Annotated in this window: 18 protein-coding genes; 11 read left to right on the top strand and 7 right to left on the bottom strand. The window is 59.7% G+C overall.

The window, feature by feature from the left end; translation table 11 throughout:
* Window positions 1-60: 60 nt before the first annotated feature.
* Window positions 61-1,038, top strand: a complete 978-nt coding sequence (gene glpX, locus DY251_RS17720; RefSeq protein ID WP_116625229.1) for a class II fructose-bisphosphatase — start codon at window positions 61-63, stop codon at window positions 1,036-1,038.
* On the top strand, window positions 1,035-2,828 hold the full coding sequence (recJ, locus tag DY251_RS17715) for a single-stranded-DNA-specific exonuclease RecJ (RefSeq protein WP_116625228.1): 1,794 nt from the start codon (window positions 1,035-1,037) through the stop codon (window positions 2,826-2,828). Before glpX ends, recJ begins: the two co-directional genes overlap by 4 nt.
* Here recJ and DY251_RS17710 read toward each other — a convergent pair.
* The 4 genes from DY251_RS17710 to folE all read right to left on the bottom strand — a co-directional run bounded on the left by DY251_RS17710 (window position 2,825) and on the right by folE (window position 6,263).
* Window positions 2,825-4,051, bottom strand: coding sequence for a tetratricopeptide repeat protein (locus DY251_RS17710; protein WP_116625227.1), 1,227 nt, complete (start codon window positions 4,049-4,051; stop codon window positions 2,825-2,827). The two genes, recJ and DY251_RS17710, sit on opposite strands and share 4 nt — an antisense overlap.
* Window positions 4,052-4,143: 92 nt before the next feature.
* Complete coding sequence (locus tag DY251_RS17705; RefSeq protein ID WP_116625266.1) at window positions 4,144-5,100, bottom strand: patatin family protein; 957 nt, start codon at window positions 5,098-5,100, stop codon at window positions 4,144-4,146.
* Between the two features lie 106 nt (window positions 5,101-5,206).
* Window positions 5,207-5,620 (bottom strand): phosphoribosyl-AMP cyclohydrolase, encoded by a 414-nt coding sequence (hisI, locus tag DY251_RS17700; RefSeq protein WP_116625226.1) that lies wholly within the window; start codon window positions 5,618-5,620, stop codon window positions 5,207-5,209.
* Window positions 5,621-5,624: 4 nt separating this feature from the next.
* Window positions 5,625-6,263, bottom strand: coding sequence for a GTP cyclohydrolase I FolE (gene folE / locus DY251_RS17695; RefSeq protein WP_116625225.1), 639 nt, complete (start codon window positions 6,261-6,263; stop codon window positions 5,625-5,627).
* A 234-nt stretch (window positions 6,264-6,497) separates the two neighbouring features.
* On the opposite strand from folE, the gene DY251_RS17690 reads away from it, so the two are divergent.
* From DY251_RS17690 to thrS, 3 genes are all read left to right on the top strand, one after another.
* Window positions 6,498-6,944: an iron-sulfur cluster assembly scaffold protein gene (locus tag DY251_RS17690; RefSeq protein WP_116625224.1), complete on the top strand. Its 447-nt coding sequence runs from the start codon at window positions 6,498-6,500 to the stop codon at window positions 6,942-6,944.
* A 3-nt stretch (window positions 6,945-6,947) separates the two neighbouring features.
* Window positions 6,948-7,298: a membrane protein insertion efficiency factor YidD gene (gene yidD / locus DY251_RS17685; protein WP_116625223.1), complete on the top strand. Its 351-nt coding sequence runs from the start codon at window positions 6,948-6,950 to the stop codon at window positions 7,296-7,298.
* A 112-nt stretch (window positions 7,299-7,410) separates the two neighbouring features.
* Window positions 7,411-9,375 (top strand): threonine--tRNA ligase, encoded by a 1,965-nt coding sequence (gene thrS, locus DY251_RS17680; protein WP_170971401.1) that lies wholly within the window; start codon window positions 7,411-7,413, stop codon window positions 9,373-9,375.
* 56 nt (window positions 9,376-9,431) lie between these two features.
* On the opposite strand, the gene DY251_RS17675 is transcribed toward thrS, so the two are convergent.
* Window positions 9,432-10,727, bottom strand: coding sequence for a peptidoglycan DD-metalloendopeptidase family protein (locus DY251_RS17675; RefSeq protein ID WP_425373317.1), 1,296 nt, complete (start codon window positions 10,725-10,727; stop codon window positions 9,432-9,434).
* Between the two features lie 280 nt (window positions 10,728-11,007).
* Here DY251_RS17675 and gor point away from each other — a divergent pair, with 280 nt between their 5' ends.
* The 4 genes from gor (at window position 11,008) to DY251_RS17655 (ending at window position 15,857) form a co-directional block, all read left to right on the top strand.
* Window positions 11,008-12,402 (top strand): glutathione-disulfide reductase, encoded by a 1,395-nt coding sequence (gor, locus tag DY251_RS17670; protein ID WP_116625220.1) that lies wholly within the window; start codon window positions 11,008-11,010, stop codon window positions 12,400-12,402.
* Window positions 12,399-13,535, top strand: a complete 1,137-nt coding sequence (locus tag DY251_RS17665; protein WP_116625219.1) for a gluconeogenesis factor YvcK family protein — start codon at window positions 12,399-12,401, stop codon at window positions 13,533-13,535. Before gor ends, DY251_RS17665 begins: the two co-directional genes overlap by 4 nt.
* Window positions 13,536-13,708: 173 nt before the next feature.
* Entirely contained in the window at window positions 13,709-15,082 is a 1,374-nt protein-coding gene (locus DY251_RS17660) for a class II 3-deoxy-7-phosphoheptulonate synthase (RefSeq protein WP_116625265.1), read from the top strand.
* A gap of 58 nt (window positions 15,083-15,140) precedes the next feature.
* Window positions 15,141-15,857 carry a DUF502 domain-containing protein gene (locus DY251_RS17655; RefSeq protein WP_425373315.1) on the top strand — a complete coding sequence of 239 codons (717 nt, stop codon included), beginning with the start codon at window positions 15,141-15,143 and terminating at the stop codon, window positions 15,855-15,857.
* Between the two features lie 179 nt (window positions 15,858-16,036).
* Here the strand turns inward: DY251_RS17655 and recG are convergent, their stop codons facing one another.
* On the bottom strand, window positions 16,037-18,145 hold the full coding sequence (gene recG / locus DY251_RS17650; RefSeq protein WP_116625218.1) for an ATP-dependent DNA helicase RecG: 2,109 nt from the start codon (window positions 18,143-18,145) through the stop codon (window positions 16,037-16,039).
* A gap of 97 nt (window positions 18,146-18,242) precedes the next feature.
* Between recG and DY251_RS17645 the strand changes: the two genes are divergently transcribed.
* A complete protein-coding gene (locus DY251_RS17645; RefSeq protein ID WP_116625217.1) occupies window positions 18,243-18,530 on the top strand; it encodes an FAD assembly factor SdhE in 288 nt (95 codons plus the stop codon).
* Complete coding sequence (gene mfd / locus DY251_RS17640; RefSeq protein ID WP_116625216.1) at window positions 18,527-22,015, top strand: transcription-repair coupling factor; 3,489 nt, start codon at window positions 18,527-18,529, stop codon at window positions 22,013-22,015. The genes DY251_RS17645 and mfd overlap by 4 nt, the downstream gene beginning before the upstream one ends.
* A gap of 66 nt (window positions 22,016-22,081) precedes the next feature.
* On the opposite strand, the gene DY251_RS17635 is transcribed toward mfd, so the two are convergent.
* A complete protein-coding gene (locus DY251_RS17635; RefSeq protein ID WP_116625215.1) occupies window positions 22,082-22,744 on the bottom strand; it encodes a DsbA family oxidoreductase in 663 nt (220 codons plus the stop codon).
* Between the last annotated feature and the right edge of the window lie 4 nt (window positions 22,745-22,748).

Raw genomic sequence — 22,748 nt, 5'->3', positions numbered from 1 at the left:
GCTCTTGTTGCTTGGCTTTGACACAAGGGCGGCGACCTAAATCATACCGGGGAAACGTAAATGGCGAAAAGCGTGATGGCGGGCCTGGACCGCGTACTGACGATGGAAATCGTGCGTGTAACTGAGCGTGCGGCTGTGGCTGCGGCGCGGTTGCGTGGCCGTGGGGATGAAAAGGCGGCCGATCAGGTTGCCGTCGATGCGATGCGCGCCGAACTCAATCGCCTGCCGATCAAGGGCACCGTCGTTATCGGTGAAGGCGAGCGCGACGAGGCTCCGATGCTTTACATCGGCGAGGAAGTCGGCACCGGCAAAGGGCCGGAGGTCGATATTGCTCTCGACCCGCTGGAAGGTACGACCATCTGCGCGAAGAACCTGCCGAACGCACTTGCCGTCATCGCGGTCGCGGAAAAGGGAAGCCTGCTCTACGCGCCGGACGTCTACATGGACAAGATCGCGATTGGGCCGGGCTATCCGGAAGGCATTATCGACATCGACGCTTCGCCACGCCAGAACATCCATAACCTCGCTGACGCCAAGCACGTGCCGGTTTCGGAAATCACGGCCTGCATTCTCGACCGTCCACGTCACGCCAAGCTCATCCAGGCTGTGCGCGAAACGGGCGTTGCAATCCGTCTCATCGGTGATGGCGATGTCGCGGGCGTCATTCACACCACCAACCCGGAAGAAACCGGCATCGACATTTATATCGGTTCCGGCGGTGCGCCTGAGGGCGTGCTTGCCGCAGCGGCGCTGCGCTGCACCGGTGGCCAGATGCAGGGCCGCTTGATCCTTGATACGTCCGAAAAAGTCGCTCGCGCGGCCAAGATGGGCATTGCCGATCCAAATCGCATCTATCAGGTTGGCGACATGGCGCGGGGCGATGTGGTGTTTGCCGCCACCGGCGTTACGGATGGCAACATGCTTTCCGGCGTGAAATTCGGTCGCAATGCGATCACGACTCACACCATAGTTCTGCGCTCGTCGTCGCGCACGGTTCGTGAGATCAAGGCGCGCCATCAGGATCTGGAGAAGTTTTGACGTCTGAACGCCGCTATTTCCTTGATGTCAGGCGCTCTGCGACCGGCTTGGTCTGGGAGCACCGCCTGACGGAAGCGCAGGAAATGGCAGCGCTCGCAATGGCGCAAGCCGATGGCGTGCCGGAAATTGTGGCGCGCGTGCTTGCGGGCAGGGGCGTGCGCAAGGGCGAGGCTCTTGCCTTTCTCGATCCCACGATCCGCGACCTTCTACCCGACCCCGAAAAGCTCGCCGACATGGAGCGGGCGGGCGAGCGTATCGCCGATGCTGTCCAGCGTGGCGAACGCGTCGCGATCTTTGGCGACTATGACGTGGACGGCGCTTGCTCATCCGCCTTGCTCAAGCGGTTTCTCGCCCATTTCGGCATTCAATCGGAAATCTACATTCCGGACCGCATATTCGAAGGCTATGGCCCGAACCCTGACGCTATGCGCGAGCTTGCAAGCCGCGCGTCGCTCATCATCACGGTTGATTGCGGAACCAACAGCGCGACCTCAATCGCTGCCGCGCGCGAGGCTGGAGCGGATGTGCTGGTCCTCGATCACCATCAGGTCGGCGGCGCGCTCCCTGAAGATACGCCTGTCGTAAATCCGAACCGCGACGACGATCTGTCAGGCCAGGGGCATCTGTGTGCCGCTGGCGTCGTGTTTCTTGCTCTCGTTCAGGTTTCCCGCGTCCTGCGTAGACGCGACGCCACGCCTGCGCCACCCGATTTGCTCACATTTCTCGATCTCGTCGCGCTCGCGACTGTCTGCGATGTCGTGCCGCTTGTCGGCGTCAATCGCGCCTTCGTGGTGAAGGGCCTCATCGCTATCCGCCAGATGCGCAATGCCGGTCTTGCTGCGCTAATCCGCGCTTCGCGAATCTCCGAGCCGGTCAACGCATTTCATCTCGGTTTTCTGCTTGGTCCGCGCATCAACGCGGGCGGGCGCATTGGGGATGCCGCGCTTGGCAGCCGCCTGCTCGCCACCGACGATCCAATCGAGGCGCGCGAAATCGCTGAAACGCTCGACCGTCTCAACCAGGAACGGCAGGCGATGGAGCAGGCGATGGTCGATGCCGCGCGCGCCGAAGCCGATGCGGAAATGGCGGGCGGCGATGGTCCCGCCATCGTCGTAACCGCGAGCGATTCATGGCATCCCGGCATTGTCGGCCTCATAGCCGCGCGCTTGAAGGAGCATACGCGTCGCCCCGCTTTTGCCGTTCACTTCAATCCGAATGGTATAGGCGTTGGTTCGGGCCGGTCTATTTCCGGTTTCGATCTTGGCGGGTTGGTTCGCGCCGCTGTCGCTGAGGGCCTTCTGGTCAAGGGCGGCGGCCATGCAATGGCCGCAGGCATCACCGTTGAGCGTACGCGTCTTGGGGATCTGCGCGCCTTCTTCGAATTGCAGGCGGCGGAGCGCGTCGCCCGGATACGCCATGAGGAAAGCTTGCAAATCGACGGCGCGCTTTCCGCCGATGGCGTCACGCAGGAATTGTACGATACGTTGGAGCGGGCTGGACCATATGGCAGCGGCCATGCCGCACCCATTTTCGTCTTGCCTCGCCATCGGCTTGTGTCTGCCCGCGAGGTTGGCAACGGCCACGTTCGCGCCGAGCTTGCATCGCTCACCGGCAAGCGCGTGCAGAGCATGGCGTTCCGCGCGGCACAATCAGACCTTGGTGCGTTCCTCTTCGCCAATCAGGGCAAGAGCGTTCACGTTGCCGGAACACTTTCCGCCAACCATTGGAATGGCAACCGCACGATCCAGCTTCGCATGATCGACGCCGCCGCTGACGTTCAGCGGTTTTAGAACCCGCTCAATTTGGCGATCCACTCGCCGCTTTCGATCTTTCGCGCATGGACGTTCGGGAAGGGGGAGTCCCACCGCTTGTTGCGAACTGGAATCACATATTCGCACACGGATTCGCCATTCTGATCTGTAATACTTAGCGTCACCGGCGTATCGTCCGGCATATCCAGTGGTCCGCCAATAATATAGGTGCTGAGATTGGCGCCAACGTGATGCCGGGCATCAAGTGAAGCGCCGGGAACATGCGGAAATGGCTCGTTGTTGAAGAATTTGAATTTGCTGTCATGAGAAAGGACGCTCTGGCGCGCGGTCGGCCAGACATGCTTCCTTAGAAAATGTTGATCGACGTACCTTTTCCCGAATAATTCTGGCGTAACGTACTTCAATATTTCTTCGCGCATACTCGGAATGGCGCCGTGGCAGCCGCCCCACATGCCTGCGAGCATCACTTCGGTGTGCGTGTGATAGTCACGCATGACATGGAACCATTTGCCGGAGTCGATCCACGCATTCACCGCCGCAGCTTCCCGCTCTCCAATCAGCGAGTCTGCATCACGCATAAGAAAGTGGGAGACGCTCGAATCATCGGCTGCAAGAAAACGCCACATCAGCGCCGGTATGGTCTTTCGGGTTTCATCGTCGACCAGAACCACCTCGCCGCCCGTCTCCGCTATCCTGCGTTGCACATGGCCCGGCACCGTTTCGTCGCAATAGAATCGGCACTGCCACTGCGGCAGCAACTGGCTCGCGGACTCGCAGTTTAGGATCGCCACCTCGCAATAGCGTGGATTGGCGCCAAACAGCGAAAAGGCGATGATCTTTTTGCCGCCGTCGGGCAGCGCCTCGGGAAGCGCATAATACGGCCCATTCCCGAATTTCCTGTCGCGCACCGCGAGAGCCGCGTTGCCATAGTCGGCCGATTCTTCGGCCTTGCCAAGCGCGCCGCAAATATCCGCCAGCAGGTCGAAATAGTCTTCATCGTCATGCGATGCTGTCACCGAGCGCGCCAGATCATAGGCTTCTTGCGCACGGCCCACTCGGGTAAGACAAAGTGCCTCTGATCGGGCAATCGCTGGAGCGTTGACAATAGTTCGCGCCTGCTTTGCGATTTTAAGCGCTTGCTCGTAATCGCCTTTGGCGAATGCAGACTGGTGCGCTTCAAACAACGCATCAATTTGAGCAGACTTGTTAGCGGTGTTTGGCTGGCGGTCGAACAACAGCATCCCTCATCGACAATTTGCAGTCGATGCCGCCACATCTTTATCCGCACGATTACTTATATAAACAACGTGCCGTAATGCACAAGCCTGAAAGCTTAGACCAATACTGCCTGAAGCCGCTTTACTTCTTCGATTCGCGCCAGCGTGCTCTCATAGCCGAGCTTGATTGCCTCGTCGGCACGGTGGAACTCCGAGAGCCCGATATGGCCGAGCTTGGGTTGCAGCGACATATCTGGCGGATCACCCGCAAGCCGCGCGCGGGAAATGCGATCCTGAATGATGTTGAACGCTTCCACCATAACGCCGGTCACGCCAAGTCTGGCCTGCGCTGGCGGCGTATCCTGCGGATGGCGTGGGTTGGTGTTTTTCTCAATCACCAATTCGCCCGCGCTGTGCTTCAGCACCGCTGAACGTCCGAAATTGTCGTAGTGCAGGTTCACTGCGATCACGAGCGGCTGCTCATACGCCCGACATACCGAAACCGGCACCGGGTTCACCAAAGCCCCATCGACCAGAATGCGTCCGTCACAATTTACTGGCTCGAATACGCCCGGCAGCGCGTAGGACGCCCGCACCGCCCGGATCAAAACACCTTCGCTCAGCCAGATTTCGTGACCTGTGCGCACTTCGGTCGCTACGGCCACAAACGGCTTCGGCAAATCCTCGATGCGGATGCCGTTCATGTGCTCCTGCATACGGGTGTCCAGCTTCATGCCGCCGAAAAGCCCGTTCGCCGCGAATTTAATGTCCAGCAGGCCGAATATGCGCCGCCGCGTCAGGCTGCGCGCGAAATCTTCAAGTTCATTGAGTTTCCCTGCGAGATAGCAGCCGCCAACCAGCGCACCGATAGACGTTCCGGCAATCATCGAAACCTCGATGCCGGCCTCGTCCAGCGCGCGCAATACGCCGATATGCGCCCACCCGCGAGCAGCACCGCCGCCCAGCGCAAGCGCAACACCTGGCTTCTTCTTGGCTCCGGCCACGCCGCCCGCAGAAACGACGCCATCGGCCTCCTTAACGTCGGCCCGCCGGAACGATGCCCATTCGAGCATCATTCAATCTCCCTGTCCCAAGCCCCGATATAGGGTAGTTGAGTATTAGAAACATAAACGCGATTAGCCAGTCGAATGAAATAGTCTGACCATCGGAGATTCAGCGTTACCGCTCGACCTTGAGAACAACCTTGCCGTCCGAAAGGCGTACGCTTCTATAGAAACATGAACGCCTTGCGGTGTGGCAGGTTGCACCATCGCCTGCCACTCGAACCTTGAGCCAAAGCGCGTCCTGGTCGCAGTCGGTGCGCAATTCGGCCACGCTTTGCAAATTGCCGGAGGTTTCGCCCTTTTTCCAAATCGATTTGCGCGACCGTGACCAATAGTGCGCTATGCCTGTCTCCAGCGTCAGCGCAAGCGCTTCGGCGTTCATATGCGCGACCATCAAAAGCTCACCGCTATCCGCATCGGTAACAACCGCCGTCAGCAACCCGCTGGCGTCGAACTTCGGCGTAAAGCTGCTGCCTTCCTCCAGCGCGCCCTTGTCAGTCGGCGGAATGTCGAATGTCAGCGATGTCATGCAATCAGCCCGTTATCGTGCCGCTCTTGATCATCGTCATAAACCGAACCTGCTCTTCCGGATTGTCGCGGAAAGCGCCGGTAAATGTCGCGGTGGTCGTCACTGATCCCTGCTTGCGAATGCCGCGCATCTCGATGCACATGTGATTTGCCTCGATCACGACAGCCACGCCGCGCGGATTGAGCACATCCTGGATCACATTTGCGATCTGTGCCGTCATTGCTTCCTGCGTTTGCAGTCGGTGCGCGAAAATTTCGACAACGCGGATGAGTTTGGAAAGCCCGACGACCTTGCCATCCGGCAAATAGCCCACATGCGCCTTGCCGATAATCGGTACCATGTGGTGCTCACAGTGTGAGTGAAAGCTTATATCGCGCATGACGACCATATCGTCATAGCCCGCGACTTCTTCGAAGGTCCGGCCAAGCTCTTCGGCGGGGCATTTGTCATAGCCTTCGAACATTTCGCGATAGGCTTTCACCACACGGCGCGGTGTATCGATCAGCCCTTCGCGCGTCGGATCATCGCCTGCCCAGCGTAGAAGTGTCAGCACCGCGGCTTCGGCTTCCTCCTGCGTGGGACGATCCGTCACCGGCTTGTCCATATAGGCAGCGGGAAGCATTTTCTTAATTGCGGCGTCCATAAAAGGTCTCCCGTAGTTCCTTTCCAGAAGGAACGAGTTGAACGGTAGCCTGTCTGCGGGTCTATTTTTAGGATATAGCGCCCGAAATCAGCACAGTTTCAGCTTCCGGCCTTTCAGACTTTTGACAGCCTTGTCCAGCAGGAACACGAAGCATTATATAAGGCTGAACGCGACGAAAGATAGGTGTCGAAGCGAGACAATCGTTTCGTCCAGTCGCGACAAACGGAAAAAATCATGATTGACGACGTCTATAACGCGAAAATTCTTGGTTTTGCCGGAAACATCGGCCGAATTGGTCGTCTCGATCATCCAGACGCTACCGCGACGGCGCATTCCAAGCTTTGCGGCTCAACTGTCACCATCGATCTTAATTTGCAGGACGGTGTCGTCACCGATTTCGCCCACATCGTAAAAGCCTGCGCGCTTGGTCAGGCGTCCTCATCCGTCATGGCGTCCCATGTCGTTGGAGCAACTGCCGAAGAACTGCGCGCTGTGCGGCAAACGATGCTGCAAATGCTCAAGGAAAACGGCCCGCCGCCCGAGGGTCGCTTTGCCGATCTGAAATATCTGGAGCCCGTACGCGATTATAAGGCTCGCCACGCTTCCACCATGCTCACCTTCGACGCCGTGGTCGATGCGATCGATCAGATCGAGCGCAAGCGGGCAGGGCAGGCCGCCTGACCGTTGCACGATCACACGCACATAGCTTCGGCCAAACATAAGAGCCGCAACTTCGACGGCGCTTGGCGCAAGACGCCGGGCCGCCTTTTCGGCACTGGTTTCGTGCGACTGTATCAGCTCACGTTGTCGAGCCTCATCGGCAATTCCTGCCGCCACCTGCCGACCTGCTCGGAATACGCCTATGAGGCAATCGCGCGCCATGGGCTCTGGGCGGGCGGCTGGATGGGCGCATTCCGCGTCATGCGCTGCGGTCCGTGGGGAACGCACGGCATCGACCGCGTTCCTGAAGCCCTCGGCCCCCGCTATCGCTGGTTCACACCGTGGCGATACTGGCACATTGGGCGCAAAGCCTAGGCTGCTACCCAGGATCGACTTTACGTCTCCGCTGCTTGCGGCTAAAGCAGCGCCGCGCACTTTTGCGCTTAACCACCCGCGTTCGTATGCGGGACTGGATAGGAGAATGGCATTGTCTAATGTTTCCCTGAAATTTCCCGATGGCTCCGTGCGCGACTACGACGCTGCAATGACAGGTGCCGAACTTGCAGAATCAATCTCGAAATCGCTGGCCAAGAAGTCGGTCGCCTATGCGATAGATGGAACCGTTCGCGATCTGTCCGATCCGCTGGGCGCATCCGGTTCGGTCGAGATTATCACGCGCAGCGATCCCCGCGCGCTGGAACTCATTCGCCATGATGCCGCTCACGTGCTGGCTGAGGCTGTGCAGGAGCTTTGGCCCGGCACGCAGGTCACCATCGGCCCGGTGATCGAGAACGGCTTTTATTATGACTTCGCGCGCAACGAGCCATTCACGCCGGAGGATTTCCCGCTCATCGAAAAGAAGATGCGAGAGATCATTGGACGCAACAAGCCGTTCACCAAGCAAGTCTGGAGCCGCGACAAGGCCAAACAGGTGTTCCGCGACAAAGGCGAGAGCTACAAGGTCGAGTTGGTCGATGCGATCCCCGAAGGTCAAGACCTCAAGATTTATTCGCAGGGCGACTGGTTTGACCTTTGCCGCGGGCCGCATATGGCGTCTACCGGGCAGATCGGCAGCGCCTTCAAGCTCATGAAAGTGGCGGGCGCCTACTGGCGCGGCGATGCCAACAATCCGATGCTGACGCGCATTTACGGTACGGCATGGGCTGAGCAGGCGGAACTCGACGCCTATCTCCACATGCTCGAAGAGGCCGAAAAGCGCGACCACCGCCGTCTTGGCCGTGAGATGGACCTGTTCCATTTTCAGGAAGAGGGGCCGGGCGTCGTGTTCTGGCATGCGAAGGGCTGGAAGATGTTCCAGAACCTCGTTGCTTATATGCGTCGCAGGCTTGCCGACGATTATCAGGAGGTCAACGCGCCGCAGGTGCTCGACCATTCGCTTTGGGAAACATCAGGCCATTGGGGTTGGTATCGCGAAAACATGTTCGCGGTGCAGTCGGCGGGCGACGAGGCGGAAGACAAGCGCATCTTTGCCTTGAAGCCGATGAACTGTCCCGGCCACGTCCAGATTTTCAAGCATGGCCTGAAGTCTTATCGTGAACTGCCTATCCGCCTTGCGGAATTTGGCATCGTGCATCGCTACGAACCGTCGGGCGCGCTGCATGGGCTTATGCGCGTGCGGGGCTTCACGCAGGATGATGCGCACATTTTCTGCACAGACGAGCAGATGGCGGCGGAATGCCTCAAGATCAACGATCTGATCCTGTCGGTCTACGAGGATTTCGGCTTCAAGGAAGTTGTGGTTAAGCTCTCCACCCGGCCGGAAAAGCGCGTCGGCTCTGATGAATTGTGGGACCGCGCCGAGGCCGTCATGATGGACGTGCTCAAGACGATCGAGGAGCAGTCCGGCGGGCGCATCAAGACCGGCGTACTTCCGGGCGAGGGTGCGTTCTACGGGCCGAAGTTCGAGTACACCTTGAAAGACGCCATCGGTCGCGAATGGCAGTGCGGCACCACGCAGGTGGACTTCAACCTGCCGGAGCGGTTCGGCGCGTTCTATATCGGCGCAGATTCTGAGAAGAAGCAGCCGGTAATGATCCACCGCGCGATCTGCGGTTCGATGGAGCGATTCCTTGGTATTCTGATCGAGAATTATTCGGGACATTTCCCGTTGTGGTTTGCGCCGGTTCAGGTCGTTGTCGCAACCATCACTTCGGATGCAGATGAATATGCCGCGTCGGTCGTGAAGAAGCTCAAAGCGGCTGGGCTGGCGGCGGAAGCTGATCTTCGTAATGAGAAGATCAACTACAAGGTCCGCGAGCATTCGCTGCAAAAGGTGCCGGTCATTCTCGTTTGCGGTCGCCGCGAAGCGGAGGAGGGCACGGTCAACATCCGCCGTCTCGGCTCCCGCGATCAGGAATCGATGGCGCTGACCGATGCACTCTCGATGCTGAAGGAAGAGGCTACTCCGCCAGACCTTCGGCGCGTGGAGTGATGTAGCTTTGCGGGCAGGCGGGTGAGGGGTGCGGATTTGATGAGCGGCAGAAAATTTTACAACTGCGCCAGATAGCGCTGTATCCGCTTGCCTGCTGCGAGAAAGTCGGATGGGTCGATCGCTTGTCCGTTACGGCGCACTTCATAGTGCATGTGCGGGCCGGTTGACCTGCCCGTGCTGCCCACTTCGCCAAGCACATCGCCCGGCTTCACCTCGTCGCCAACGCTGACATGAATCGCGCTCATATGGCCGAAGCGCGTCGTGAAGCCATTCGCGTGCTTCACCTCGACCATCTGGCCATAGCCGCCATTCCATCCGGCTTCGACCACGGTGCCATAACCGGTCGCGAGGATCGGCGTGCCGGTTGGTGCGCGAAAATCCATGCCGGAATGCATCGCCGGTGTTCCGAGCAACGGATCGGTGCGCACGCCAAATCTGCTTGAAACGGAACGCCCCGGTGCTGGATTGGAAAAGGGCATCGCGCCTGCTTCCTGCTTCAACGTGCTTACATGCTCCAGAACTTCGTCGAGTTCCTTCACCTTGGCGTCGAACATGCCCGCCTGATCGAGTGGCACGAGCGGCCCGCCGACATCATCCTTGCCGTAATCTTCTTCAACATTCACGCCTGCAGTGCGCAACGCATCGCCAAGGGCGGACGCCTCGCGATAGGCGCTTGTCGCCATCGCATCGAGCTTATGAATCTGATCTGCTTCAACGGCTTGCAGCGATTTGTTAATTGCAACGAAATTGCGGTCTGCCCGGTCGGCAGCGCTATCCGATGTCTCACCATCGCTCTGCGAGAGCAGGGGCATGACGGAGGCCAGTTTCAGCGAGGCGTCGTCGGTGTCGATCATCGCCTGCGGCTTGTCCTGACCGGGCGTTTCAATGCTCGGCGTCTCAATATCCTGCGCGTCGGAACCCTGCGCGTCGGGCTGTTCTGCCGGTGCTGGAGTAACCTTGCCATGCCGCGCGCTGAGCGCGCTTTGACGCGACAGCAGTTCGGTAACCTTGGATTCTACGAGCTGCTGATCCAGCATCTGGCGGCTGGTGATGCGGTCCACCTGTGCGCGCAACGCTGCGATTCGATCTTCGTATGATTGCTGTACTCGAGCTTGATGCGCGGACGCAGCGCTCAAAATATCGTCGCGGAAAACCAGATATGTCGTTGCCGCCAGATAGCCGACGGCAAGCGTTGCTACCGTGCCCATCAGGGCCGTTGCCAGCCAAGGTTTTATTGTGAAGTGGCTAACTTTGTCGCCGCGCGCGATAATGACCGTATGCGGTTCTTTTCGTTTGCCGAATACTGATGTCGAGGAGCTTTTGTTTTTCACGTTAGTGCTCTCATGCCGCATCATTGAAATACGGCATGATTACACTCTATTAAGGTTAACAAAGAGCTTCCGCGCGGCGCGGGAACGGCAGCTTAGTGCCAGAAAAGCCAGAGAAGAATAATAACTGGGATTGGCACGCCCAGCAGCCAGAGCAAAATACTGCGACCCATGATTTCCTCCTGCGAAATTGTTGTTCAAGGCTCAAACGAGCACCGTGGTACTTGGTTCCGCTACCTCATGGCTTCAAAGCCGCATCGTGATGCACTAAGTCTCTGTCGTTGAATCGGAATGAAGGTGCCGCATGGCGAAGTATGATTACGACCTTTTCGTCATTGGCGGCGGTTCTGGCGGCGTGCGCGCCGCGCGCGTTTCAGCGGGGCTTGGCAAGCGCGTCGCCGTTGCCGAAGAATTTCGCTTTGGTGGCACATGCGTCATTCGTGGCTGCGTGCCGAAAAAGCTGCTCGTCTATGCTTCCCAATATTCGGAGTATTTCGGGGACGCCAAGGGCTATGGCTGGTCGGTAAAGCCCGCGCATTTCGATTGGGCAACCTTGATCGCCAATAAAGACAAGGAAATTTCACGGCTGGAGGGGCTGTATCGCAAAGGCGTCGAGGGTGCCGGCGGCGAGGCCATTATGTCCCGAGCAACGCTTCTGGATCGACACACCATTCGGCTTGACGCTGAGGACCGCACGGCTACCGCGGACCAGATCCTGATTGCGACCGGCGGCAGGCCCGCGGCGCATGACGCACTACCCGGCCATGAACATTGCATCAGTTCCAACGAGGTGTTCGACCTGCCGGAATTGCCCAAGGCAATTGTCATTGAGGGCGGCGGTTATATCGCGGTGGAGTTCGCCAATATCTTCCACGGGTTGGGTGTTGAAACCACGCTGGTCTATCGCGGTATGCAGATATTGAGCCGCTTCGACAATGATCTTCGCAAGCTTCTGCATGACGCGATGGTGGACAAGGGCATCAAGATCATTCTGCAGTCCGTGCAGAAGGAGGTCGTCAAGCGCAAGGATGGGCGGCTGGAAAGCCGCCTCTCGACGGGCGAGCAACTCGTCGCGGATCAGGTTTTACTGGCAATCGGGCGCAGCCCAAACACTGACGGGCTCGGTTTCGAAAATGCCGGCGTAAACATCGGTCAAATGGGCGAAGTCATCGTGGACAGCTACTCGCGCACGAATGTCGCGAACATCTGGGCCATTGGCGACGTCACCAACCGCGTTCAGTTGACGCCCGTCGCGATCCACGAGGCCATGTGTCTTGTCGAGACGCTTTGGAAGGACAACCCCACCGAGCCGGACCTTGAAGTCATTCCGACTGCGGTTTTCTCGCAGCCGGAGGTTGGCACGGTCGGCCTGTCGGAAGAGCGCGCGGTGCAGCGCTTTGAGCATGTTGATATTTACCGCGCGCATTTCCGTCCCATGCGCAACATTCTCGCCGGTCGGGATGAGAAGATGCTGACCAAGCTCGTTGTCGATGGACAGACCGGGCTCGTTCTCGGCGCGCATATTTTGGGGCCGGATGCTGGCGAGATGGCGCAGCTGCTGGGCATTTCGCTCAAGGCTGGGCTAAGCAAGGAAGATTTCGACCGGACAATGGCCGTGCATCCCACCGCCGCCGAAGAACTCGTCACCATGTATAAGCCGAGCTACAGCTATCGCGACGGCAAGAGGCTCCAGGCTTGAGCGAAAACGCGCCTCGCATCGTTCTGTTTTCAGGCGGCACAGCCTGCCGCTCCACCAACATTGCGTTGAGCCATCGCGGTGCGTCGCTCACGCGCATCGTTCCGGCTTGGGATAGCGGCGGCAGCTCCAAGGTCATCCGCGAGACTTTCCGCATGTTGCCGGTGGGCGACATCAGGCAAGCGCTCATGACGATGGCTCACGGCGAAGGCAAGGCTGGCGATGTTGTGAAAATCTTCAACGCTCGCCTTTCCAGAGCGTTGGGGCAGGGCGAGGCGGCAGAGGAGTTTCGCTTTTTCGCGAGCGGCGATCATCCGCTGCTTCAGCGCATGGATGCCGCGCAGGCGGACACGATTCTGCACTATCTCGACCTGTTCGGCAGCGCGATCCCGGCGGGCTTCGATTTTGGAAATGGCAGTGTCGGCAATTTCATCCTGACTGGCGCTTATCTTGCCCACGACAACGATATCAACGCTGCGATTCTCGAATTTCGCCGTCTGCTCGGCATCAATGGGCACGTCTGGCCAAGTTCGATCCAGCCGGATGTGGAATTGAGCGCCAGGCTCGGCAGCGGCCATGAGGTTTTCGGTCAACATGTCGTGACCTCGTTGGATGCTGAAGAGGCTGCACTCGGCATCACCGATATTGCGCTGGCCTCAAGGAGCGTCGGCATGGTGCGCGCCAATCCGCTCATTCTGGGCGCCATCGCGCGGGCTGACGCTATCGTGTTTGGCCCCGGCAGCTTTTACAGCAGCATTCTTCCGCATTTGCTGGTGCAGGGCGTGGCGCAGGCATTGGCCTCGAATACCTCGGCGTACCGCATATTTATCGGCAATATTCTGGAATGTGCTGAAACACGCGATACGAATCTTGCCGGGCTGGTCGGGGTGTTTGAGGAACATTTTCGACGCGCCACCGGCACCAGTGCGCCATTTCTCACCCACATTCTTGCGAACCGCGAGTTGTTTCCCTTTGCGAAAACCGTTGGCCGCTTCCGCTATCTGCGAGAAGGTCGCATCGAGGCGCTTGGCGGCGAACTGGGCGCGCAAATCATTCTGTCGGAGTTCGAGGACGCGTGGAACCGCGGCCAGCACGATGGCGAGGAAGTCGCTTCCACGATCCTGCGGATTATTTAGCACTCGTGCTATTGCCCCTCATCCGCCTCCCGGCACCAACCGGATGAGGGTATTTCGAACAGATGTCCGAGCTAACGAATTTATCTGGCAAGAGGCGAGGGCTTCCTTTATAGCAGCGCCTTCCCCATATGAGCGGAGAGGCGGGAAAAAGCCCGCAAATGGCAGGTGCGACAATGAAGAAATGGTCACCGGATTCCTGGAGAGCAATGCCCATCCAGCAGGTGCCGGCCTATCCGGACGGCGAAGCTTTGGTCGAAACCGAGGCCCGTCTTGCCAGCTTTCCGCCGCTCGTTTTTGCAGGTGAGGCGCGCAAGCTGAAGAAGCAGCTCGCGACTGTCGCTGCCGGAGACGCATTCCTTTTACAAGGTGGCGATTGCGCCGAGAGCTTCGCCGAACATGGCGCGGACAACATCCGCGACTTCTTCCGCGTGTTCCTGCAAATGTCGGTCGTGCTCACCTTTGCTGGCGCGCAGCCAGTGGTGAAAGTCGGCCGCGTTGCCGGCCAGTTCGCCAAGCCGCGTTCGTCAGATACGGAAACCGTAGACGGTGTATCGCTGCCGAGCTATCGCGGCGACATCATCAACGGTACGGCGTTCGACGCCAAGTCCCGCATCCCCGACCCGGCGCGTCAGGAAATGGCATATCGCCAGTCTGCCGCAACGCTCAACCTTCTGCGCGCCTTCGCGCAGGGCGGATACGCAAACCTTGAAAACGTGCATCGTTGGATGCTCGGCTTTGTGGAGGATAGTCCGCAGGGTGACCGCTACGAGGCGCTGGCAAACCGTATCACCGAAACGCTTGGTTTCATGAAGGCCATCGGCATCACGTCCGAGTCGACCTTCGCGCTGCGTGAAACTGATTTCTACACCAGCCATGAGGCGCTGTTGCTTGGCTACGAGCAAGCGCTGACCCGCGTCGATTCCACCACTGGCGATTGGTACGCGACGTCCGGCCATATGATCTGGATCGGCGACCGCACGCGTCAGGTTGACCATGCGCATGTGGAATATTGCCGTGGTATCAAGAATCCGCTGGGCCTCAAGTGTGGTCCGTCGTTGGAGCCGGATGGGCTGATCCGTTTGATTGACCTGCTCAATCCTGATAACGAGCCGGGCCGCCTGACGCTCATCAGCCGCTTCGGTGCCGACAAAGTGGGTGATCATCTGCCGAAGCTCGTGCGCGCAGTGCAGAAAGAGGGCCGTTCGGTCGTCTGGTCCTGCGATCCGATGCACGGCAACACCGTCACTGCGGCTGGATACAAGACGCGTCCGTTTGACCGTATCTTGAAGGAAGTGCAGGCGTTCTTTGATGTTCACGGCGCCGAGGGCACCCATCCGGGCGGCATTCACATCGAAATGACGGGCAAGAACGTCACCGAATGCACGGGCGGCGCGCGCGCCATCACCGCTGAGGAATTGCACGATCGTTATCACACGCATTGCGATCCGCGCCTCAATGCGGATCAGGCGATTGAGCTTGCCTTCCTCGTGTCCGACCTTCTCAGGAAGGGTCAGCGCAAGCAGGCGCACACGGAAGCGGCGGAATAGCCGCTTCCCTTTGCAGTCAAAATCTCGATACTAGTGCGCTGCACAACCGGGGGCGGCGATGGAACCAACATTGTCAGGCATGACGCGCGTGAGGAACTACTTCCTCACAGGGCTGATTGTCTGCGCGCCCGTAGCTATAACTATCTATATCGTTTGGTCGTTTATTGGTTGGGTTGATAGCTGGGTCAAACCCTATCTCCCCGACGCTTATAACCCCGACCATTACCTGCCGTTCGCACTGCCGGGCTTTGGGCTCATCGTCGCGCTCATCGTTATCACGTTGATTGGCTTTTTGACCGCGAATTTCATTGGCCGCACCATTGTCGGCTATGGCGAACGGGTGCTGGCGCGCATGCCGCTCGTGCGTGGTATCTACAAAACGCTCAAGCAGCTTTTCGAAACGGCGCTTTCGAACAAGAATGAGATGTTCCGCACGGTCGGGCTGGTGGAGTATCCGCGCAAAGGCGTGTGGTCGCTGGTGTTCGTCGCGGGCGAAAAGGACACGGAAATCAATGCGGTACTCGATCGGCCCGGCGACCCGCTTATAGGCGTTTTCATGCCCTGCACGCCTAATCCGACGACCGGCTTTCTGATGTATGTCTACAAATCCGAGATCGTACCGCTCGAAATGACGATTGAAGACGGCGCAAAATTGATTGTCTCTGCGGGCCTTGTCGCCCCGGCATACAAGCGCAGGGTCAAAAAGGCCGACGGTTCGCTGCTCGAAGTCTCTCTGTCGAACCCGACCGTCAAGGACATGTCAAAGCGGGCGTGAATTGCCCGAACGCGGCTCGACGATCATGCTGCCGGCACCTTCCCCCTCAAGGGGAGAAGGACGAAAACTGCAACGCAGTCTTCAACCTTCGACGCTGAACAATGAGCGGGGCGCTGAGATTGTCCGCTTTCTCCTCTTGAGGGACAAGGTGCCAGCAGGCGGATGAGGGGTGCATAAAATCACCCCGCCTGCAGCAACCGCACCGCCTCGTCTCGCCCAAACACATACAACAGCAATCGCACCGCTGCGCCGCGCGCTGACGTAAGATTCGGATCGCTTGTCAGCAATACCCTTGCATCGTCGCGCGCGATTTCCAGCAAGTCGGCGTGGTCCTCGATGCGCGCCACCTGAAACCCCGGTGTGCCGGATTGGCGCGTTCCCAGCAACTCACCTTCACCGCGCAATTTCAAATCTTCCTCGGCAATAATGAAGCCATCCTCCGTGTCCCGCATCACCGTGAGCCGCTTCTTTGCCGTTTCGCCCAGCGGGTCTTTGTACAGCAGGACACAGGATGATTGCTTCGACCCGCGGCCCACGCGTCCGCGCAATTGGTGAAGCTGCGCTAACCCAAACCGCTCGGCGTGCTCGATCACCATGATTGTCGCGTCCGGCACGTCGACACCCACCTCTATCACCGTCGTTGCCACCAGCACGCGCGTTTCTCCGTCCTTGAAAGCGCGCATTGCCTCGTCTTTTTCCACGCCTTTCATGCGGCCATGCACCAGCCCGATCTTCTCGCCGAACACCGGTTTCAGCGATGCAAACCGATCCTCCGCCGACATCAGCTTGATCTCTTCGGATTCCTCTACCAGCGGGCATATCCAGTAAACCTTCTGTCCCGCCGCCACTGCCTCCGCCATGCGGTGCACCAGTTCGTCCAGCCGCTCCATCGACATTGTAACCGTGCGGATTGGCTGGCGTCCGGCAGGTTTTTCCGTCAGCCGCGAAACGTCCATATCGCCGAATGCGGTCAACACCAGCGTGCGCGGGATCGGCGTAGCTGTCATCACCAACAAGTCCGGCGCGCTGCCTTTTGCGGAAATCGCCAGCCGTTGATGCACGCCGAAACGGTGCTGCTCATCCACAACCGCCAGCGCCAGATCGCGAAACACCACCGCGTCTTGAAACAGCGCATGCGTACCGACCACAATATTGATCGTGCCGTCTTCCAGACCCGCGAGTGTTGCCGCCCGGTCACGACCTTTTTCGCGCCCTGTCAGCACGGCCACTTTCAGCCCCACGCGCTCAGCCAATGGCGCAATTGTCGCGAGATGCTGTCGCGCCAAAATCTCCGTCGGCGCCATCAGCGCGGCTTGCGCTCCGCTTTCCACAGCGCGCGCCATCGCCAGCAGTGCCACGACGGTCTTGCCTGCGCCGACGTCGCCTTGCAGCAACCGCAACATGCGTTCCGGTTTTGCCAGATCCGCATTGATCTCCGTCAGCGCCGTTTCCTGGCTCCGCGTCAGCGAATAGGGCAGGGCGTTGCGCAGCTTTTCGACGATCTGCCCGTCGCCCACTATTGGCCGTCCGGCAGCGCGGCGCACGCGTGCGCGCACCAGCGCCAGCGCGATCTGCCCGGCCAGAAACTCGTCATAGGCCAGCCTGCGCCACGCCACGCTCTCCGGCGAAGTATCAATCGGATCGGCGGGGTTGTGGATGCGCCGCAGCGCAGCCCCGAAATCCGGAAAGGTCTGGCGGCGCATCACGCTTGCGTCCTGCCATTCCGGCAACTCCGGCAGTTTCTCCAATCCAGCCTGAATCGCGCGCCGCAGTACCTTGGTGGAAAGTCCGGCGGTCAACGGGTAAACCGGCTCCACCAGCGGCAAGCCATCTGCCGCGTCGGCGCGTGCGATATGGTCGGGATGCACCATTGAGGCGCGACCGTTGAACCACTCCATTCGCCCACTGACGATCACGCGCTCGCCTTCCGGCAGCATCTTGGAAAGATATTCCGCATGGCCGCGAAAGAAGGTCAGTGTCACCTCGCCGGTGTCGTCATGTGCAAACACCCGGTACGGCACGCTGCGATTTCCGCGCGGCGGCGGTTGATGCCTGTCCACGCGCACATCCAGCGTCACGATTGTGCCTTCTTCGGCATAGGCGATGCCTGGGCGGTTGCGCCGGTCGATGATCGAATGCGGCAGCGTAAACAGCAGATCGCCGATGCGCGCCTCGCGCCCTCCGGTATCGGTCGGCACCACCTTGGTTATAAGGGCGGCAACCTTCGGCCCGATTCCGGGTATCGAAGAGATCGGGGCAAACAGTGGGTCGAGCAGTGATGGGCGCATTGTGCTCAATTGTCCTGCCTTGTGCGGCGTGTTGCAAGGCTGACACCGCGCGCTGTCCACGCTATATGCGCGGACTCTGCAATCAGGAATCCATGAAATGACGGGAACCGAGCGAACGAGCGAAGGGTTGGACGAGCGCCGCAAGCGCCTGCTATTTCGTTCGTGGCACAGGGGAATGCGCGAGCTGGACCTGATTCTGGGGCCATTTGCGGACGCCGAAATCGGCGCCTTGAACGATCAGGAACTTGACCAATATGAATATGTGCTCACCATCAACGACACGGACCTTCTGCCGTGGTTGATGGGGCAGCTTCCACCCCCGGCAGATATCGACTCAGCCATATTAGATAGAATCAGGGCTTTCCGCCCCACAGTTCGCGCATGAAACTCATACCATCCATCACGCTGCCGCAGGGCAAGCCCGGCCAATATATCGTCGATGGCGTAGCCGATGGCTACGAAGCCTTCGCCATTGCGCGCGCCGCCGCCGAGGCTGCACCAGATTCGCCGATTGTGTTCGTCGCGCGTGATGGTCAGCGCCTGCCGGAAATCGCCGAAGCGCTCGCCTTTGCCGCGCCCGGTCTGCCGGTGCTCGAACTGCCCGCGTGGGATTGCCTGCCCTATGATCGTGTTTCGCCGGGTGCAGACGCTGCCGCTCGCAGGCTGGATGCAATGGCTGCAATGGCGGCGCTCAAGAAAAAGCCGCACCGCGCCGTTGTGCTCACCACGGTCAACGCGCTGCTGCAACGCATGCCGCCCGCCGAGGCAATCGAATCGCAGACGCTGCGCGCCAAGGCCGGCAACCAGCTTGAAATGAAGGATCTTGTCGCGCGGCTGGAAATGGCTGGTTTTGATCGGGTCCCCACCGTGCGCGATGTTGGCGAATATGCCGTGCGCGGCGGCATTCTCGATCTTTACGCGCCGTCGTCCGACGAACCCATTCGCCTCGACTTCTTCGGCGACACGCTGGAATCCATCCGCTCATTCGATGTCGCAACACAGCGCACCACCGGCAATGTACCGATCTTCGCCATGCAGTCCATGAGCGAAGTGCAACTCACGCCGCCGTCCATCAGCCGCTTTCGTCGCGCCTATATCGAAGCGTTCGGCGCACCCACGCCGGGCGACGCGCTTTATACGGCTGTCAGCGAAGGCCGCCGCTTTGCGGGCATGGAGCACTGGCTTCCATTCTTCTACGAACGCCTCGAAACCCTGTTCGATTTCCTGCCCGACGCGCCGGTCATTCTCGATCATCTCGCGCGCGAAGCGCTCACCGAGCGGCACGAGCTTATCTTGGACCATTATGACGCTCGCCGAAAACAGGGCGAGCAGTCGCTGAAAGATGCCACACCTTACAAGCCGGTCCCGCCCGCCTTGCTGTTCCTGTCTCCGCAGGAGGTCGCGTCGTCTCTCGCCGACCGCGAGGCAATCGAATTCACGCCGTTCGATGCGCCATTTGCCAGTGGCCGCAGCATTCATCATGCGGGTGCGAAGGCTGGCCGCAGCTTTGCCGAGGAGCGCGCCGATCCAAAGGCTAACGTGTTCGACGTGGTCGCGCGTCATATAGCGGATGAGCGCGCGAAAAAGCGCCGCGTGCTTGTAGCGGGCTGGACGGAAGGCTCACTGGATCGCCTCGGCCAGATTCTCGAGGAGCACGGCCTTGGCAATCTGACGCGTGTCAGCTCAATCGACCAGCTTGAAAAGCTGGAAGACGGGCAGGCAGGTCTAGCCGTCCTCCCGCTCGAAAAAGGCTTTGAAACCGCCGGTCTGGTTGTCGTCGCGGAGCAGGATATTCTTGGCGACCGCCTCGTGCGCCGTACCAAAAAGCGCCGCCGCGCCGCTGATTTCATAGCAGAAGCAACCTCGCTTTCGGCGGGCGACATTGTCGTTCACGCGGACCACGGTATTGGCCGCTTTATCGGCCTGCGCACCATCGAGGCAGCGGGTGCGCCGCATGATTGCATCGAAATCCATTATGCGGGCGACGACCGCCTGTTCCTGCCCGTCGAAAACATCGAGCTTCTGTCGCGCTACGGTTCCGACAATGCCACCGCCGTTCTGGACAAGCTTGGCGGCGGTGCGTGGCAGGCGCGCAAGGCGCGCCTCAAGCGCCGCCTGCTGGATATGGCTGGCCAGCTCATCAAGCTCGCCGCCGAGCGTCAGATGCGCGCTGCCCCCGCCATCCTGCCGCCCGAAGGTGCTTACGGCGAGTTCGCCGCGCGCTTTCCATACGAGGAAACCGACGACCAGCAGAATGCCATCGATGCCGTTATTGACGATCTGTCGCTCGGCAAGCCGATGGACCGCCTGATCTGCGGCGATGTCGGTTTTGGCAAAACGGAAGTGGCGCTGCGCGCGGCATTCCTCGCCGCGATGGAAGGCTTGCAGGTTGCGGTCGTCGTGCCGACGACCTTGCTATCGCGCCAGCATTTCAAGACATTCACGCAGCGCTTTGTTGGCCTGCCTCTGCGCGTTCGACAGGCGTCGCGCATGGTCGGCACAAAGGAACTTGCTGAAACCAAAAAGGGCATTGCGGACGGCACGGTGGACATTGTCGTCGGCACGCATGCTCTGCTCGGCGCATCCATCAGCTTCAATCGTCTCGGCCTGCTGATCATCGACGAGGAACAGCACTTCGGCGTCAAGCACAAGGAGCGGCTGAAGGAACTCAAGAGCGACGTGCACGTGCTCACGCTTTCCGCCACGCCCATCCCGCGCACGCTCCAGCTTGCGTTGACCGGCGTGCGTGAGCTTTCCCTTATCGCCACACCGCCGGTTGACCGCATGGCGGTGCGCACCTTCATTTCGCCATTCGATCCGTTGGTCATCCGCGAAACGCTGCTGCGTGAGCGCTATCGTGGCGGCCAGAGTTTCTATGTCGTGCCGCGCATCGCGGACCTGCCCGAAATTCACGATTTCCTCACTGCCGAGGTGCCTGAACTCAAGGTCGCTGTCGCGCATGGCCAGATGGCGGCCGGCGAGCTCGAAGACATCATGAACGCGTTCTACGACGGCCAGTATGACGTGTTGCTTTCCACCACCATCGTGGAATCCGGCCTTGATATTCCGACTGCCAACACGCTGATCGTCCACCGTGCCGACATGTTTGGCCTTGCGCAGCTATACCAGTTGCGGGGCCGGGTAGGGCGGTCGAAACTGCGCGCCTACGCGCTGTTCACGCTACCGGCCAACCGTAAGCTGACGGACACTGCCGACCGCCGCCTGAAAGTTCTGCAATCGCTGGATACGCTCGGCGCTGGCTTCCAGCTTGCCAGCCATGACCTCGATATTCGCGGCGCTGGCAATCTGTTGGGCGAAGAACAATCCGGCCATATCAAGGAAGTCGGCTTCGAGCTTTATCAACAAATGCTCGAGGAGGCCGTTGCGGAGATCAAGGGCTCCGGCGAGGAGTTGGATAGCGGTTGGTCGCCGCAAATCACCGTCGGAACGGCGGTCATGATTCCGGAAAGCTACGTGCCCGATCTGCAATTGCGCCTTGCGCTCTATCGCCGTCTAGGCGACCTCACGTCAGCAGAAGAAATCGACGCTTTCGGCGCGGAGCTTATCGACCGCTTCGGCCCGCTGCCAGACGAGGTCGAGCATCTGTTGAAGATCGTGTTCATCAAGGCGCTTTGCCGCACGGCAAATGTTGAAAAGCTGGATGCCGGTCCGAAGGGCGTGGTCATCCACTTCCGCAAGCGCGAATTCGCCAATCCGGTCGGGCTGGTTCAATACATCGGGCAGCAGGGCTCGATGGCGAAGATCAGGCCGGATCAGAGCGTCGTCTTCATCCGCGAGTGGCCCACTGCCGAAAAGCGTCTCGCTGGTTCGGCTGTTGTCATGACGCAACTCGCGAAACTGGTGGCCTAGGCAGCTACCCTCGCCGTTGCTTGGCCCTTGCAATTGCCCCTCATCCGCCTGGCAGCCGCAAAAGACCTAAGCTTCCGCGCTCGCCTTTTCCTGCGCGACTTGCCGGATGGCATCGGCCAGAACGGCTGATTCCTGCGCGCCCATCACGGCATATTTGCCTTCCAGCAGGAAGCACGGCACGCCGGTGATGCCCATGCGCGAGGCGGTTGCAATCTCCATCTGCACGGCTTCCCGATCTGCATCGGATGGCAGCAGCGTTTCCACTACGGAAACATCCATCCCGCTCAGCTGCGCGGCCTCCAGCAAGATCGTGGGATCGCCGATATTCTGGCCCTGCTCGAAATAGGCGCTGAACAGGATCCCGACGAGCCTGTTCTGGACGTCCTCGCCAGCGCTTGCCGCCCAGCGGATCACGCGATGCGCATCCAGCGTGTTCGGCGCAACCTTGATCGCGTCGAAATCAAACGAAATGCCCTCAATTGCGCCTAGCTGCACGATGTTGGCGTGGATCTGCTTGATACGATCCTCAGAGCCGAACTTGCCGAGCATGTATTCGCGGCGGTCCTTGCCTTGCGCCGGAATGGTCGGGTCAAGCTGATACGGCCTCCAGCGCACATTGACTTTGACATCTGGTACAGACGCCATTGCGGCTTCAAGCCTGCGCTTGCCGATATAGCACCACGGGCACACCACATCTGACACAACGTCAATCGTCACGGCATCGATCATGCGC

Origin of the sequence: Mesorhizobium denitrificans, from assembly GCF_003403035.1 — a bacterium.
GTDB classification, from domain to species: Bacteria; Pseudomonadota; Alphaproteobacteria; order Rhizobiales; family Rhizobiaceae; genus Mesorhizobium_G; species Mesorhizobium_G denitrificans.
The sequence above is the reverse complement of the archived record's forward strand: the minus strand, read 5'-3'. Positions and strand labels throughout refer to the sequence as shown.